Annotated in this window: 14 protein-coding genes; 6 read left to right on the top strand and 8 right to left on the bottom strand. The window is 65.3% G+C overall.

Annotated elements, in window-relative coordinates; genetic code table 11:
- Positions 1-19 precede the first annotated feature (19 nt).
- The 3 genes from ntrC to ACPEE1_RS14760 all read left to right on the top strand — a co-directional run bounded on the left by ntrC (position 20) and on the right by ACPEE1_RS14760 (position 4369).
- Positions 20-1576: a nitrogen regulation protein NR(I) gene (gene ntrC, locus ACPEE1_RS14770; protein ID WP_116927835.1), complete on the top strand. Its 1557-nt coding sequence runs from the start codon at positions 20-22 to the stop codon at positions 1574-1576.
- A 130-nt stretch (positions 1577-1706) separates the two neighbouring features.
- Entirely contained in the window at positions 1707-2633 is a 927-nt protein-coding gene (locus tag ACPEE1_RS14765; RefSeq protein WP_133248236.1) for a hypothetical protein, read from the top strand.
- 404 nt (positions 2634-3037) lie between these two features.
- Entirely contained in the window at positions 3038-4369 is a 1332-nt protein-coding gene (locus ACPEE1_RS14760; RefSeq protein ID WP_182345471.1) for a dicarboxylate/amino acid:cation symporter, read from the top strand.
- 87 nt (positions 4370-4456) lie between these two features.
- On the opposite strand, the gene xth is transcribed toward ACPEE1_RS14760, so the two are convergent.
- Positions 4457-5233 (bottom strand): exodeoxyribonuclease III, encoded by a 777-nt coding sequence (xth, locus tag ACPEE1_RS14755; protein WP_116927839.1) that lies wholly within the window; start codon positions 5231-5233, stop codon positions 4457-4459.
- A gap of 58 nt (positions 5234-5291) precedes the next feature.
- A complete protein-coding gene (locus ACPEE1_RS14750) occupies positions 5292-6416 on the bottom strand; it encodes an SLC13 family permease (RefSeq protein WP_423933529.1) in 1125 nt (374 codons plus the stop codon).
- A gap of 153 nt (positions 6417-6569) precedes the next feature.
- Here ACPEE1_RS14750 and ACPEE1_RS14745 point away from each other — a divergent pair, with 153 nt between their 5' ends.
- Positions 6570-7274 carry a nitroreductase gene (locus ACPEE1_RS14745; RefSeq protein WP_182345473.1) on the top strand — a complete coding sequence of 235 codons (705 nt, stop codon included), beginning with the start codon at positions 6570-6572 and terminating at the stop codon, positions 7272-7274.
- A 15-nt stretch (positions 7275-7289) separates the two neighbouring features.
- Here the strand turns inward: ACPEE1_RS14745 and ACPEE1_RS14740 are convergent, their stop codons facing one another.
- The 6 genes from ACPEE1_RS14740 to ACPEE1_RS14715 are packed head-to-tail and all read right to left on the bottom strand — an operon-like array spanning position 7290 to position 13196.
- On the bottom strand, positions 7290-8483 hold the full coding sequence (locus tag ACPEE1_RS14740; RefSeq protein ID WP_182345474.1) for an AAA family ATPase: 1194 nt from the start codon (positions 8481-8483) through the stop codon (positions 7290-7292).
- Positions 8484-8487: 4 nt separating this feature from the next.
- Entirely contained in the window at positions 8488-9684 is a 1197-nt protein-coding gene (locus ACPEE1_RS14735; RefSeq protein ID WP_423933526.1) for a beta-ketoacyl synthase N-terminal-like domain-containing protein, read from the bottom strand.
- 15 nt (positions 9685-9699) lie between these two features.
- Positions 9700-11184 (bottom strand): AMP-binding protein, encoded by a 1485-nt coding sequence (locus ACPEE1_RS14730; protein ID WP_423933524.1) that lies wholly within the window; start codon positions 11182-11184, stop codon positions 9700-9702.
- Positions 11181-11783 (bottom strand): biotin transporter BioY, encoded by a 603-nt coding sequence (locus ACPEE1_RS14725; RefSeq protein ID WP_423933522.1) that lies wholly within the window; start codon positions 11781-11783, stop codon positions 11181-11183. Before ACPEE1_RS14725 ends, ACPEE1_RS14730 begins: the two co-directional genes overlap by 4 nt.
- A gap of 49 nt (positions 11784-11832) precedes the next feature.
- Positions 11833-12426: an energy-coupling factor transporter transmembrane component T gene (locus tag ACPEE1_RS14720; protein ID WP_423933520.1), complete on the bottom strand. Its 594-nt coding sequence runs from the start codon at positions 12424-12426 to the stop codon at positions 11833-11835.
- Complete coding sequence (locus tag ACPEE1_RS14715) at positions 12426-13196, bottom strand: energy-coupling factor ABC transporter ATP-binding protein (RefSeq protein ID WP_423933517.1); 771 nt, start codon at positions 13194-13196, stop codon at positions 12426-12428. Before ACPEE1_RS14715 ends, ACPEE1_RS14720 begins: the two co-directional genes overlap by 1 nt.
- A gap of 684 nt (positions 13197-13880) precedes the next feature.
- On the opposite strand from ACPEE1_RS14715, the gene ACPEE1_RS14710 reads away from it, so the two are divergent.
- Complete coding sequence (locus ACPEE1_RS14710) at positions 13881-14048, top strand: hypothetical protein (RefSeq protein WP_165841219.1); 168 nt, start codon at positions 13881-13883, stop codon at positions 14046-14048.
- Positions 14049-14305: 257 nt separating this feature from the next.
- Entirely contained in the window at positions 14306-15142 is an 837-nt protein-coding gene (locus ACPEE1_RS14705) for a MetQ/NlpA family ABC transporter substrate-binding protein (protein ID WP_423933513.1), read from the top strand.

Raw genomic sequence — 15142 nt, 5'->3', positions numbered from 1 at the left:
GGGTAGGGTGATAGCGACAATGAAACCAATCTGGATAGTGGATGATGACCCGTCGATCCGATTTGTACTGGAGAAGGCACTCGCCCGCGAGCAGCTGCCCACGCGCAGCTTTGTGCATCCCAAGGAAGTACTCGAAGCCTTTGACAATGTGAGCGACCAGGCACTGGCGCCGTCAGTGCTGGTCAGCGACATCCGCATGCCGGGTGGCAATGGCCTGCAGTTGCTCGAACAGGTGCATGAGGACCATCCGCAGCTGCCGGTCATCATCATGACCGCCTACTCGGACCTGGACAGCGCCGTCTCGGCCTTCCAGCGCGGGGCCTTTGAATACCTGCCCAAACCGTTTGACCTGCCCAAGGCCGTGGAGCTGATCAAGCGCGCCGTGCAGCAAAGCGAAAGCCAGGCGCCTGAGCTGTCCCAGTCGGGCGGCAATGGCGAGATGCTGGGCCAGGCCCCGGCGATGCAGGATGTGTTCCGCGCCATCGGCCGCCTGTCGCAAAGCAATGTCACGGTGATGGTGACGGGCGAGTCTGGCTCGGGCAAGGAGCTGGTCGCGCGCGCGCTGCACAAGCATTCGCCGGTGGCGGGTGGCCCGTTTGTGGCCATCAACACCGCCGCCATTCCCAAGGACTTGCTCGAGAGCGAGCTGTTTGGCCATGAACGCGGTGCCTTCACCGGCGCGCAGACCCAGCGCCGGGGCCGCTTTGAGCAGGCCGAGGGCGGCACCTTGTTTCTGGACGAAATCGGCGACATGCCGTTTGACCTGCAGACCCGGCTGCTGCGTGTGCTGTCTGACGGGCATTTCTACCGCGTCGGCGGCCATGTGCCGGTCAAGTCGCATGTGCGCGTGATAGCGGCCACCCACCAGAACCTGGAAGACCGGGTGCACAAGGGCGTGTTCCGCGAGGATTTGTTCCACCGCCTCAATGTGATCCGCCTGCGCCTGCCACCGCTGCGCGAGCGCAAGGAAGACATTCCGATGCTGGCGCGCCACTTTCTGGCAGCCAGCGCCAAGCAATTGGGGGTGGAGCCCAAGCAGCTGTCGGAAGCGGCACTGGCCCAACTGGCCCAGTTTGCGTTCCCGGGCAATGTGCGGCAGCTGGAGAACATCTGCCACTGGATCACCGTCATGGCGCCCGCGCAATGGGTGTCCGTGCAGGATCTGCCGCCCGAGGTGCTGCAGGCCACGCCGGCTGCGCCACTGGCCTCCGCCAGCCTGGCCAGCGCAGCGCAACCGGTGCAGGCCGCGCCGCAAGACCACAGCTACCGGCCCGCTGCCGCTGAGGTGCCTGCCAGCCAGCCCGTCGTGTCCATGCCCGTCCATGGCTTGGCCAGCGGTGCAGGCCAGGGCGGTGATTGGGAGGGCGACCTGGCCCGCGAGGCCGATGTGCTGCTGCAATCGGGCAGCACCGAGGTCTGGGATGTGCTCAGCCGGCGCTTTGAATCGCAGCTGATCAAGAGTGCACTGGCCGCCACCCATGGCAGGCGCATGGAGGCGGCCCAGCGCCTGGGCATTGGCCGCAACACCATCACCCGCAAGATCCAGGAGCTGGGGCTGTCGGCCAGCGATGATTGATGCGTAAGCGCATTGAAGGGTAGACCAGCCGCCGCCTCCAAGGCGGCGGTTTCGCTGACAGAGGCCAGCCATTGATGCGGTTTGAACCGTGCCACAATGGGCCATTACTGTCTGCCCGGTGGTGCAATCCATGCAAAAGATGACTTCGGTGTTTTCGGCCCAGGCGTACCGCAACTCGCCCGAACGCATTGGCCGCCAGCGCTCGGCGCTGCTCAATACCTTGCGGCTGGCAGCGTCGACCGCCAATGGGATGGCCCAGTTGGCGGGCGATGCATTGCACGGCGCGATGGCCGGCGGTCTGCCGCCCAAGGCCAAGGCCCTGTGGGGCAACCCTGCGCGTGAAGACAGCTACTGGCGCAGCCACTACCAAAGCATGGATTTTTATGTGGCGGGTCAGCCCTTTGAGGCCTACCGCCCGGCGCTCGCGCTGGGCTGGTATGCGGCGCAGCGCAATCCCTCGGGCTTTGATGCGCTGGCCACCCAGCTGGAGGTGCAGTGGCAGCATGTGCGCGGCAGCAATCCCATGGATTGGACCGAAGCGAGGACCATTGCGCGCGCCGCCTATGACCACGCGATCAGCGGCCTGCAAGGCGAACAGCTGTCTGCCGTCCAGGTTCAGCATGCGGTGCGCGTGCTCCAGCAAGGCCTGGCCGATTGCGAGGAATGCCTGGTCGCGGGCAGCGAGCAAGCCCGGGCGATTGCGCTGCGCAGCCATTTGTATGCACTGGCCGAGCAGTTTCGCGCCATGGACTGGCAGCTGCAGGATGTGCAGCTGCAACTGGCTGAACCCAGTCCGCTGGTCGAGCGGCCCGGGCTCAGTGCTGCTGGCCGCATGCATCGCGGCTGGACCGAGTTCAAGCAGCGCGCCAACCTCCACAGCGACCGCGACCTGATTGCCGAGTGCAATCTCTGCCTGGTGCTGGTGGCCGAGCGCTACCAGCGCGTGCTGGAATCGGCCCTGCCGCTGGATGTGCGGCCCCTGCTGCAAGGCCAGGCGCAGCAACTGCGCCGCTATACCGATGAGCTGCAGCATATGCAGGACGCCCGCGCGCGCTAGCGCGCGCGTTCTGAATAAGCTGTTACAAGACGTCTATGCGAAAGCGGGCAGACTGCCTGTGGGGCCGCCCGCACTGCGCCGTAAGTTGCCTGGCAGCTTTGTAATATTTCCCGTGAATTGGGAAAAAATTACCATGTAGGTGCCCACTTTCTCAAGGCGTACGCGTTTACCCGTAAAAACTTGCGGCTACAATCGGGCCCGCAGAACCTGCAATCCTGCCGTCCAAGGCAGCCTCATCGCTCTTCCCTTTTGCGGCCGAACCGCCGCTTGCTCCCGGCAGCAAAGCCTGCCCGGGCTGGAAAAAGCGCACACAGCCCAGCATGAACGCCTTGCTGATGTGCCGCATACGAGGCCCAGATCGCCCTGGACAGCACCATAAATCACAGACATCAAAGGTATTGGTTATGGCTCTCACGGGCAAAAAGGGCTCTTCGTCGGCGCTGTGGATTTTGGCGGCGATGCTGGCCGGTATTGCACTGGGCTACGCAGTCAACGCAGGCGCTGCGGATGCAGCCGCTGCCAAGGATATTGCTGGCTATATCGCTATCGTCTCGGATGTGTTTCTGCGCCTGATCAAGATGCTGATCGGGCCGCTGGTGTTCTCGACCCTGGTGGTGGGCATTGCGCACATGGGCGATGCTGCTTCGGTGGGGCGGGTGTTCTTCAAGGCGATGATGTGGTTCCTGACCGCATCGCTCGTGTCGCTGCTCTTGGGCATGGTGCTGGCCAACGTGCTGCAGCCAGGCGCCAACCTCGGTCTGCCGCTGCCCGATGTGAGCGCGGCCACCAACCTGGCCACCGGCAAGTTCACCTTGCGCGAGTTCATCAACCACACGGTGCCCAAGTCGTTTGCCGAAGCGATGGCGAACAACGAGATCCTGCAGATCGTCGTGTTCTCGATGTTCTTTGGTGTGGCCATGGCCGCGCTGGGCGACAAGGCCAAGACGCTTCTGGCCGCCATTGATGAGCTATCACACGTGATGCTCAAGATCACCGGCTATGTGATGAAGCTCGCGCCGCTGGCGGTGCTCTCGGCCATGGCCTCGACCGTGGCAATCAATGGCCTGGGCATTCTGCTCAAGTTCGCCGTGTTCATGGGCGAGTTCTACCTGGGCCTGTTCATCCTGTGGTCGCTGCTGGTGCTGGCCGGTATGGCATTCCTGGGCAAGCGCGTGTTCAAGCTGCTGACCCTCATCAAGGAGGCCTTTATGGTGTCCTTTGCCACGGCCAGCTCGGAAGCGGCCTACCCCAAGATCCTCGACGCGCTGGACCGCTTTGGCGTCAAGCGCAAGATCTCGAGCTTTGTGATGCCGATGGGTTACTCCTTCAACCTCGATGGCTCGATGATGTACTGCACCTTTGCGACCTTGTTCATCGCACAGGCCTATGGCATCGAGCTGTCCTTGGCCACGCAGATCACCATGCTGCTGGTGCTGATGCTCACCTCCAAGGGCATTGCCGGCGTGCCGCGCGCTTCACTGGTGGTGATTGCCGCCACCTTGAGCCACTTCAATATCCCTGAAGCAGGTCTGCTGCTGATCCTGGGCATCGACACCTTCCTGGACATGGGGCGCTCCGCGACCAATGCGGTGGGCAACTCGCTGGCCTCTGCCGTGGTCGCCAAGTGGGAGGGCGAGCTGCTGTCCGAAGAAGACGCCGAGGCCCTGAGCCGCAAGCTCGATGCCGAGGCCGCGCTGGCCATGCACCCGCTGCCGGAGACCGATCCCAAGGCTTGATGAGGGTGCTGCGCTGGGCGCAGCGCAGATAACAAAAAAACGGGCTGCGGCCCGTTTTTGCATGGTGCGGCTACGCTTTTGCGTCGCTCAGCCCAGGGTCACCACCACCGGCGCATGGTCGCTGGGCTGCTTGTTCTTGCGCGGTGCGCGGTCAATCGTGCAGGCGCTCACCGCACCCTTGAGTGCGTCGCTCACCAGGATATGGTCAATGCGCAGGCCCCGGTTTTTCTGGAAGCCCAGCATGCGGTAGTCCCACCAGCTGTAGCTTTTTTCGGGCTGCTCAAACAGGCGGTAGGCATCGGTCAGGCCCAAGGCGAGCAGGCCCTGGAAGGCATCGCGCTCCTCCTTGGTGTGGTGGATGGTGTCGCGCAGGCCATCGGGGTCGTAGCTGTCGCGGTCTTCCGGCGCCACATTGAAGTCGCCCACCAGCACCAGGCGCGGGTGCAAGGCCATCTCGGCCTTCACATAGGCTTCCAGCCCGCTGAGCCAGCGCAGCTTGTAGGCAAACTTGTCCGAGCCGGGCTCCTGGCCGTTGACGAAGTAGCAGTTGATCACCCGGATATCGCCAGCCGGGCTGGCCACCGTGCCGGCGATGATGCGCGACTGCTCATCGGCAAACTGCGGGTTGGCGCGCACCACATCCTTGAGCTCGCCCCGGCTGAGCAGGGCCACGCCGTTGTAGGTCTTCTGGCCAAAGGCCACAGCCTGGTAGCCGGCCTCCGCCAAAGCCTCATGCGGAAACTTGTCATCGGTCAGCTTGAGCTCCTGCAGGCCCAGCACATCGACCGGGTTGGCCGCCAGCCATTCCAGCACCTGTGGCAGGCGGACGGAGAGGGAGTTGACGTTCCAAGTCGCTATTTTCATCGCAGAGCTGCCACATAAAATCAATGGTTTGTATTGTATACACAGCCTGGGCGCCGTATTAGCCCAAACGCAGCAACGCCGCCGAGGCCGCGCACACCAGCAAGAACGGAATGCTGATGCGATGAAACTCCCACAGGCCGTTGGGCAGGCGCGCCAGGCGCAGCGCGATCAGGTTGGCGAGCGAGCCCAGCACGCAGCCAAAGCCGCCCACGCTGACCCCGGCGGCCAGGGCGGGCAGGTCGCGCACGGTGCCGTCGAGCAAGATGGTGGCGGGCACATTGCTGATGACTTGCGAGGCCACGATGGCGGCCAGGTAGGCGCGCCAGCCCTCGGCAATCGGCCACTGCAGCAGCAGCGCCTGCATCGCAGGCAGCTCCGCCACCTGGCGCAGCACCACAAACATCAGCGCAATGGTGGCCAGCAAGGCCCAGTCCACGCCGCGCAGCACCCGGGGCGCTGCCAGCGCAAACACGCCAAACACCAGGCCCAGACCGGCCAAGGTCCAGTGGCGCTCCAGCGCGATGACAAAGGCCACAAACAGCAGCACCGCGATGCTCAGCAGACGCGGCTGTACGGCAACGGGTGCAGTAGCCGGCTTGAGCGTGATGGCGGTGCGCGGCACCAGCCACCACACTGCCACCAAGAGCCAGGCCAGCATGATGGCGACGGTCGGGCCCATCATCGCCATAAAGCCCAGAAAGCTCTCGCCAGAGCGGTGCCAGAGGTAGAGGTTTTGCGGGTTGCCGATGGGGGTCAAGGCAGAGCCGGCATTCACCGCCAAGGCCTGCAGCACCACGAGGCGCGCCAACGGCAAATGGGCCTGCGCTGCCAGCACGGCCGTCAGCGGCACCAGCAGAAACAGGCTGACATCGTTGGTCACCAGGGCCGACAGCAGCGCTGCTGTTGCCGTCAGCAGCAGTGCCAGGCCGCGCAAGGTCGATACCCGCGTCAGCAGCCGCTGCGCCGTGGCCTGCAGCATGCCACTGCGCTCGACCGCCTGGGTGATCGCCAGCAGGCCCGCCAGCGCGGCGATGGTCTGCCAATCGACCAGCGCCATGGTCGCCTGGGGGCTGCGCGGCTGCCAGACGGCGAACCCAAGGGCCAGCGCCAACAGGATCCAGAGCAGCATATTGCCACTGGGGGCCGCTTGTGTTTGGTCAGAAGAGGGAGAAGAGGTCGACATGGCGAAGGGCGAGGCAGAACGGACAGAAGTGCATGGATTGTGCTGCAAGTCGGCGCTGCCTGCGCGGCGCTTCCCGCGCAGCGCTTCCCGCGTGGCGCAAGCGGGCTGGATGGCACAGCAAAGCGCCCATTCACTACAATGGCGGCCACTGCCATGAACAAGCCCCTGTCTGCCTCTCTTATCACCACCGACTCGCCAGCTGCCAGCAGCGCGCTACTGCGCCGCTCGGTGCGTGGATTTACCCCGCAGCCGGTGGCCGATGCACTGCTGCACGATTGCCTGCAGGAGGCGCGGCGTGCGCCCAGTGGCGCCAATTTGCAGCCCGGCTACTTCTGGCAGGTGTGCGGCGCGCGGCGCGAGCAGCTCTCTGGCCGCCTGCGGCAGGCCTATGCGGCGGGCGAGCAAGAGGCCGAGGACTATGGCTATTTCCCCAACCCCCTGCCGCTGTCACTGCGCAAGCGCCAGGTGGCAGCGGCCCAGGCTTTGTATGGCGCCTTGGGCGTGGAGCGGGGCGATGCAGCGGGGCGGGGCGCGCAGTTTGGGCGCAACTTTCGCTTTTTTGATGCGCCCGTGGCCCTCATCATCACCATCGACAGCGGCTTTGGGCCGGGTGGCTATATGGACCTGGGCATGGCCATCTACGGCCTGATGCTGGCGGCGCAGTCACGCGGTTTGGCCACCTGTGCCATTGGCGCCATGGCCTCGTACCCGGGTCTGATCCGCGATGCGCTGGCGCTGCCCGCCACGCAAACCGTGGTCTGCGGCATGGCCTTGGGCTACGAAGATACCGGAGCAGCGGTGAACCAGACCTTGACGGCCCGCGCCGAGATCGACGCGTACTTCAAGCGCCTGGACTGAGGCAGGCACCTGGGTCTAACGCTCATGCCATTGCCAGCGCGGCAGCTCGCTCGCCGGGATATTGGCAATATGGGTCTCGCCCAGATTCTTTTCCAAATGGATGGCCTGGTAGTCCAGCTCGGCTGCGGCGTCTTCCAGCGCAGCCAGCAGCCGGTTGGCATGGGTGACGACGATCACCTGCGTCTGGCGCGCAGCCACCGCCACCAGGCGGCCCAAGGCAGGCAGCAGGTCGGGATGCAGGCTGGTTTCGGGCTCATTGAGCACCAGCATCTGCGGCGGGCGCGGTGTCAGCAGCGCGGCAATCCATAGCAAGTAGCGCAGGGTGCCGTCGGACAGCTCATTGGTGTGCAATGGGCGCAGCAGGCCGGGCTGGTGCATCAGCAGCGCTAGGCGGCTGCCATCCTGGTGTACGGAGATGGTGGCGCCGGCAAACGCATCGTCGACCGCTGCCATCAGCGCCTCGTGGTCGCCAATGGCGTGGATGGTTTCCCAGGCCGCTGCCAGATCGGCGCCATCGTTGCTGAGCACCGGCGTATAAGTGCCCAGCTGCGGCTGGCGCGCGGGGGCATCCACATCACTGCGGAAATGGTCGTAAAAGCGCCAGGAGCGCAGCTGCTCGCGCACCGTCAGCATCTCGGGCGCGGCAACGGGGTCGACAAACTCGGTCAGCATGCTGGCCCAGCGCGGGATAGGGCGCTCGACGGGCTGCCAGCCTTGCGCCGAGCGTCCGCTGCCGCGTAGGCGCAGTTGGGCAGCCTGGCGCTCCACCAGGGTGGCGCTGGGGCGCCAGTGGGGGCCGGCCCACAGCGCTTCGTGCTTGATTTCCGGATCATGCGCAAAGGCCTGCAGCGCGACCGAAGGTGTGGGCATACCGATATCGATTGCGTAGCCAAAGCCCTCATCGTCGGACGCAAAACCCAGCTGCAGCTGCACCGGTTTGCGCCGCACCGTGCCTTGCACCGGCACGTCGCCACGGCGCATGCGCTCCGTGATTTCTTCGGGCCCCGCCCAGAGGGTAGATGCCAGCCCACCCTCGCGCACCAAGGAGCGCACCACGCCACCATGGGCGATATCGGCCAGCAGCCGCAGGGCCTTGTAGACACTGCTTTTGCCGCTGCCATTGGGTCCGGTGATGACGGTGAGCTGCCCCAGCGGCACCAGCAGCTGGCGCAAGGAGCGGTAGTTGGCAATGGCTAAGGTGCTGAGCATGCAGTCAATATAGCAGCGCTGCCTGGCGCACCAGCGCCGCGCTGCCCAGGCCGCCGGCACCGGCCACGGCCGCCAGGCCCAGTGCGCCGGGCGTTGCAGGCGATACCTGCTGCAGATCCGCCAGCACGCGGACCAAGGCCACTGCCGCCGATGCCCCAATCGGGTGGCCGCGTGCGATGCCGCCGCCATGGCGGTTGAGCAGGCTGGTATCCGCACCCTGGTCTTGCAGCAGCGCCTGCCATTGCAGGCCCTGCACCGCAAAGGCGTCGTGCAATTCGATGGCGGCCAGCTGCGACCAGCCCACATCCTCTCGCTGCAGCAAGGCCTGGGCAGCCTCAAAGGCCAGCACCAAGGGCATCGCAGGCGAGCCGCCCAGCCCCTGGTGGCCCAGCCATTGCGCGCCGGGCTGCAGGCCCCAGCGCCGGCAGACGGCTTCGCTGACCAGCAGCACCAGCGCGGCGGCATCGGCCTTGGGCGAGATGGCGACGGTGCTCACGGCATGGTCGCGGCGCGCCTCATCGGCCAGGTCGGCATCGGTCTGCGCGACCACCGGCATGCGGTCCAGCTGGCGCTGGCGCAAGGCGCGCGGAAAGGCATCGTGCACGACACCGGCCACGGGGATGATCTCGCGCGCCAGCACAGCGGCGCTTGCCAGCGCGCGTGCATGGCTGGCGGCCGCATAGCTGTCTTGCGCGGCGCGGCTGTGGCCGGCGCTGGCGGCATAGCGGGCGGCGGCCAGTAGCAGATCCGGGTCCTCATGCGGCGGCGGGGCGAAGGGCGGGCGCTCATAGGACTGGGCACTGTCACCCGCATGCAAGGGGCGGGTCGCGCGGATGGGGGCGCGGCTCCAGGCCTCGGCGCCGCCGGCCACCACCACCTCGGCCTGGCCGCTGGCAACCAGGCTGGCGCCCAGCGCGATAGCGTCGAGCCCCGCGCAGCACTGCGTGTCGACCGTGTAGGCGGCGCAGTGCAGCGGCAGCTGGCCCGCTAGCGCAAGCATGCGTGCCGGGTTGCCGCCGGCGCCCAGGGCATTGCCCAGCACCACGGCATCGACGGCATCGGCGGGCAGCCCTGCGCGGTGTAGCAAGGCCTGCAGCACGGGCGCGGCCAACTCATGCGGCTGCAGCTGCTTGAAGGCGCCGCCCACCGGCACCACGGCACTGCGGGCCTGGCTGGCGATAAAGACGGAGGAAGTGGGCATGGTGGTGTTGCGCGATCAGGCGGGGTTGTCGGCGCTGGTTAGCGCATCTGCCAGCCATTGTGCAAGCCTGGGGTGGTCCGTCTTGCCGCTGGCCGTTTGCGGCCAGGGCGTGGCGCTGAACCAGCGGCGTGGGCATTTGTGCGCTTCGAGCTGGCTGCGGCACCAGTCGGCCAGCTCACGGGCCAGCGCGGCATCGGCCAGCGGCTGCAGTGGCGGCTGCGCAGGCGAGGGGCTGGCATCGTCACGCAATTGCAGCGCGACCCAAACCTGCTTGCCGCGCAGCGCATCATCGACGCCATGCACCGATGCAGCGGCCACGCGCGGGTGCTCGCAGAGCACCGCTTCCACCTCTTCGGGGAACAGGTTTTTGCCCTGGGTGACGATCATGCGCTTCTCGCGTCCCACCAGGGTCAGCAGGCCTTGCGCATCGAGGCTGCCCATATCGCGCACGCTGAGCCAATCCCCATCGCGCAGGGCAGCCGTCGCATCGGCCTGCGCGCCCACATAGTCGATAAACAGCATGGGGCTCTTGAGCCAGATGGTGCCCACGTTGCCGCTGGGCAGTGGCTGCAGGTCGGCATCGCGGATCTGCAGCTGCACATTGCTGAAGGCCCGCCCCACCACCTGCGGCGAGGCCTCGGCATCGGCATCCATCCAGGCGATAAAGCTCGATTCCGAGGCGCCATAGAACTCGACAATCCGCGCACGGGGGAACAGCGCCTGCAGCGCCGGCGTGTGCTGGCGCATCCAACGTGCGCCGCTGATCATCAGCAGCTGGAGCGACTCTACCGGCGCGATCGCACGGCGCTCGGCCAGCTGCAGCATCACCAGCAGCTGGCTGGGCACGGCCACCAGGCAAGGCGTGGCCCGCTGGCGCAGGGTTGCCAGGCACTGGCTGGCAGAAAAGCGCGGCTGCAGCTGCATACCGCCGCCCGTCCAGATACCCTGCAGCGCGCCAAACAAAAACAGCGAATGCGACAGGCTGCCAGGGGCCATCACGCAGCCGTTGGCGGCCTGGCCAAAGCTATCGACGCACACGCGAAAGCTCTCGCTCCAGGACTGGTGGTGGCGCCGAAAGCCCTTGGGCAGCCCGGTGCTGCCCGAGGTAAAGCCAATGTAGAAGGGTTGCAGCGCAGCATCGGCGTAGTGGTCGCGGGGTGTGGCGGCCAGCGCATCAATCCATTGCTGCGCCTGCGCTTGCTGCGCGGGCGACCAGGCCCTGTCGCCCAGCGCGGCGCAGCGGCCGCTGGCATTGGTGGCCAAAAAATCGGTGATCAGCGCTGCTGGGGGCTGGCTGGCATCCAGCAGGCGTGTGTGCGGTGCATTCCGGGCCTCCAGGGCCTGGGCCCGCTGCGCTACGGCGGCATGCAGATCGGCAAAGCCAATGCGTTGCACGCCGTCATCAATGGCAACAGCATCGGGCCGCTGCTGCGCCCAGTGGGCCAGCGGGCCATGCACCAGGCGCTGCCAGGGCGGCAGGGGCGTTGCCAAACCGCTCACAGGCGGCGCCCGCCAAAGCGCCAGTCGGGCAGGCCGCGTGCCACCGTGTGCACAATCAGCGCCACCAGCACGCACTTGACCAGGTCACCGGGCACAAACACCAGGGTGCCAACGGCGGCCTGCACCAAGCTCAGCTTGGCCAGCAGCATCAGGCCCACGACACCAAAGACATGGACGACCACAATACCGCCCAGCACTGATGCGACAAAGGCGCACGCGGCCAGGCGCATGGGCGATGAGGGGCCCTTGCCAGCCAAGTTGCGCATCACCAGCCCAGCAACAGCTGCCGCCAAAGGGTACGAGAGGAGATAGCCTGCGGAGGGCAAGAAAAATACGCCCATGCCGCCCCGGCCGCCGGACAGCAACGGCAGGCCCAGCGCGACTGCCGCGAGAAACAGCAAAAGGGCCTGGAAGCCCATCGCGGCTCCCAGCATGCAGCCGGCCAGCATCACGCCCATCGTCTGCGCGGTAATCGGCACGCCCAACGGCAGATCGATTTTGGGGATCAGGCCGAAAGCGGCCATCAGCGCCGCAAACAGGGCCACCAGGGCTATGCGCTGGGCGCGGGTTTCGGAGCGGTGATCGGTGGTCATGTACATGTCCGTGGTTTCCAGTGGTGTCGGGTGGTGGTTAGGGGCGCCTGGCGGCTTAGAGCTTGAGGCGAATGGCCAGCGCATCGGCCACCTTGCGGGCGGTGATGAGCATATGGATGGTCAGGGGTGCCAGCAAGCGCCAGCCGCCCGGGCGGCCGGTGCGCACCCGGTGGGCATCGGCCAGACGCTGCCATTGCACAAAGAACTGTTCGGCAAAGCGCAGCATCAGCCCCAGCTGCAGCGCCAGGCGCTCGACTGGCAGGCCCAGGCGGGCGAGCGGCGACAGCAGCCATTCGGCCACGCCCAGCAGATCGCCAAAACGGGTGGTTGCCGTCAGCATCGCGCCCAGCATCGTCGTGCTGACCAGGCGCAGGCCGCTGGCCAGGCCCAGCCAGGGCTGGCCGGTGGCTGCATGCAGGCCGCCCACCAGCGCCGACGCAATCACGGCCACCACCACCAGCCGGCGCGTGGGGCGCGAGCCAGCGCCCAGGCTGGTGTACAAGAAGGCAATCGCAGCAAACGCCAGCGCCTGTATACGCAGATCGCTGAGCGCCAGCAAGGCCATGCTGCTCAGGGCCAGCAGCAAGAGCTTGAGCCCGGCAGGCAGCCGGTGCATCCAGCTGGGGATTTCGCTGTAGAGCGTGCCCATCACGGCGCCCCTGGCGTGTTGGGGGCGGCGGCTGCCGCATCCCGCTGATGGGAAATACGCGCTTGGACATCGGCCTCATAGGCCGCGCAGACGGCAGCACCGGGGCCGTCGCCGCGCAGCTGGCCCTGGTCCAGCCACAGCACGCGCTCGAAGTGGCGCACATGGTCCAGCACATGGGTGGAGATGATGACCTGGGCTGGAGCGGCATCGAGCTCACGCGCCAGGCGTGCCTGGCCGGGCAGATCCAGGCTGGCAAAAGGTTCGTCGAGCAGCATCACCTGCGGGGCGGCCATCAGCATTGCCAAAAAGCAGACCTGCTGGCGCTGCCCTTGGCTCAGGCCACTGACGGCGCGCGGCGCCCAGTCGGCCAGGCCCCGTGCGGCCAAAAACTCCCGCGCCTGCACGATGGCCGCCTTGCGAGCCACGCCACGGTATTGCAGGCTCAGGCCCAGCTCTTCTTCCACGGTGGGGAAGATGATCTGGTCATCGGGATTCTGGAACATCAGGCCCACCACGCCGGGCAATTGCTCGCGCTGGCGCTGCACATCGCAGCCTGCGACCTGCACGCTGCCCTGGTGGGCATGCTCGAGCCCGCACAGCAGCCGAAACAGGCTGGTCTTGCCCGCGCCGTTGTCGCCGATGAGCCCAATGCGCTGCTGCGTCAAGTGCAGGCTCAGACCCTGAAACACCGTCTGCGCACCTCGGTGAAGGTGCACATCGCTCAGGCGGATGTCTGCAGTGGAGAGGGGCTGGGCCGAAGGGAGGGTCATGTCAGCTGCTGGAGGTACCGACGCATGCGGTGCCGCCTGGTTTCAAAAAATACAAGTTGCATGTCGCGACCATGGCTCCAGCGGAGTGGCAGGTTTGGTACCCCTCATCCGGTGGCGGTGATGGCTGGGCGACAAGCGGTCTGGCCAACCGCTCATGGCTGGCAAAGCCCATACAGACGCGGCTTGCGGCCAGCTTGCAGGGCTGGGTCGTATTGTCGCACCAAGCGCCGGCCAGGGGCAGGGCTGGACCAGGGCGCTAGCCAGCGATAGGCCTCTTGTTTTTGGGCACTGCTTTGCGGGAAGTTGCCTGACGTTGAAGTAAAGATGTCTACAAGTTCGCTTAACACCGCGGCAACATGCAGGCTCTCGCGGCCACCGGGCCTGCCGATGAGTGCTGAACTGATATCAAAAAGAATAGCAATAAATGTGGTGGATAAAGGGCTTGTGGACGATCGCCTTCTAGTATGCAGATCGATTCCCAAAAAGTGCCAAGCTGGCTGTGGGGTTATCCGGCCGATTCCTGGGCTATTTGTTCAACAAACAACCGTACAAGCACAGACGTTTTCTGACAGACAGGGGGAAATCCCCATGGTGCAATAGAGTCATTGCACAGTACCCATCCCGCGTCGGGGTGGCAGAGGCCTCTGTTCAGCAGTTCCCGTCTCGGTGGAAAGGAGGTTCACCATGTTTCACCACCACAGCCATTGGTTAGATGCAGCCTCTTTTATTGCCTTGGTGCTGGCCGTGCTGCTGGCCTTCACATTAACGATCTGGCCAGGCACCAGCGCAGCTGCAGCAGACTCGCTGGCACATATGATGCAAGGCGTGATCCAGGTCTGGAACCGCCCCTGAGTCTTTCAGCTTCCCGGTCGATGCCAGATGGCACCGGCCGTTTATGACGAGCCGCCTGTTCTCGCGACAGGCGGCTTTTTGCTGCATGCGCCCGAGACACTAGCTCTATATATGTGTTTGTAATGAGCTGATTTCGATAATTTCTGAGTGAGAGGCAGTTGGCAGGTTCATACTCGCTGCTTTGCTGCACTGCTGAGAAAAACTTAGAAACGTTTTGTCGGGTCAGCAGCTGTTTTTCAAATTGCTCGGAGTTTTTGATGTCTGCTCGCTTTTCCTTCGCCGCTGGGCGCCGTGCCGTGGTGGCTGGCGCTGCCCTGGCCTTGATTGCTGCTGTGTCCCTGCCTGCAATGGCCCAGGATGCGGCCAAGAAGAGCCTCAAGATTGGCGCCACTGCCGGCTCCAACTACGACCTGCTGCAAAAAGGCATCCTGCAGCAGCTGGAGAAAAAGGGCTACCAGATCAAGCTGATCGAGTTCAACGACTATGTGCAGCCCAACCTGGCGCTGTCCGATGGCTCGCTGGACGCGAACTTCTTCCAGCACCGCGCCTACTTTGACCAGTTCACCACCGACCGCAAGCTGGCGTTGACGGCCATCGTGCAAGGCCCGGTGGCGCCGATGGGCGTCTACAGCAAAAAGCACAAGACTCTGGCCGATATCCAAAGCGGTGCCAAGGTGGCCTTGCCCAATGACCCGAGCAACCTGGCGCGCGCCCTGCTGGTGCTGCAGCAAGCTGGCCTCGTCAAGGTGAAAGAGGGTGTGAACCCGGCCCGCATCTCCGAGCTGGACCTGGCGGCCAACCCGCACAAGCTCAAATTTGTGGCGCTCGAAGCAGCCCAGCTGCCGCGCGTGCTCGAAGACGCCGATTACGTGGTCGTCAACGGCAACTTTGCCGTCTCCTCGGGCCTGAAGCTGAGTGAAGCCGTGGTACTGGAGAACACGCCCGACCAGTACCTGAACGTGGTCGCCGTCAAGACCGGCAACGAGAAAAGCGCTTGGGCCCAGGACCTGGCTGCCGCCTACCGCTCGCCCGAGTTCAAGGCCGTGGTGGACAGCCAGTTCCCCGGCTACGCCAAGCCTGCTTTCCTGAAGTAA

The organism is Comamonas sp. 23, from assembly GCF_049601575.1.
In the GTDB taxonomy this organism is placed as follows: Bacteria; Pseudomonadota; Gammaproteobacteria; order Burkholderiales; family Burkholderiaceae_C; genus Comamonas; species Comamonas squillarum.
This window is presented reverse-complemented; position numbering and strand designations above follow the sequence as displayed.

Bases quoted from the DNA above. Each gene is read 5' to 3' on its own strand.
- ACPEE1_RS14715 (WP_423933517.1), bottom strand. From the start codon at position 13,196: ATGACCCTCCCTTCGGCCCAGCCCCTCTCCACTGCAGACATCCGCCTG.
- xth (WP_116927839.1), bottom strand. From the start codon at position 5,233: ATGAAAATAGCGACTTGGAACGTCAACTCCCTCTCCGTCCGCCTGCCA.
- ACPEE1_RS14740 (WP_182345474.1), bottom strand. From the start codon at position 8,483: ATGCTCAGCACCTTAGCCATTGCCAACTACCGCTCCTTGCGCCAGCTG.
- ACPEE1_RS14705 (WP_423933513.1), top strand. From the start codon at position 14,306: ATGTCTGCTCGCTTTTCCTTCGCCGCTGGGCGCCGTGCCGTGGTGGCT.
- ACPEE1_RS14745 (WP_182345473.1), top strand. From the start codon at position 6,570: ATGAACAAGCCCCTGTCTGCCTCTCTTATCACCACCGACTCGCCAGCT.
- ACPEE1_RS14760 (WP_182345471.1), top strand. From the start codon at position 3,038: ATGGCTCTCACGGGCAAAAAGGGCTCTTCGTCGGCGCTGTGGATTTTG.
- ACPEE1_RS14735 (WP_423933526.1), bottom strand. From the start codon at position 9,684: ATGCCCACTTCCTCCGTCTTTATCGCCAGCCAGGCCCGCAGTGCCGTG.
- ACPEE1_RS14720 (WP_423933520.1), bottom strand. From the start codon at position 12,426: ATGGGCACGCTCTACAGCGAAATCCCCAGCTGGATGCACCGGCTGCCT.
- ACPEE1_RS14710 (WP_165841219.1), top strand. From the start codon at position 13,881: ATGTTTCACCACCACAGCCATTGGTTAGATGCAGCCTCTTTTATTGCC.
- ACPEE1_RS14725 (WP_423933522.1), bottom strand. From the start codon at position 11,783: ATGTACATGACCACCGATCACCGCTCCGAAACCCGCGCCCAGCGCATA.
- ACPEE1_RS14765 (WP_133248236.1), top strand. From the start codon at position 1,707: ATGCAAAAGATGACTTCGGTGTTTTCGGCCCAGGCGTACCGCAACTCG.
- ntrC (WP_116927835.1), top strand. From the start codon at position 20: ATGAAACCAATCTGGATAGTGGATGATGACCCGTCGATCCGATTTGTA.
- ACPEE1_RS14750 (WP_423933529.1), bottom strand. From the start codon at position 6,416: ATGTCGACCTCTTCTCCCTCTTCTGACCAAACACAAGCGGCCCCCAGT.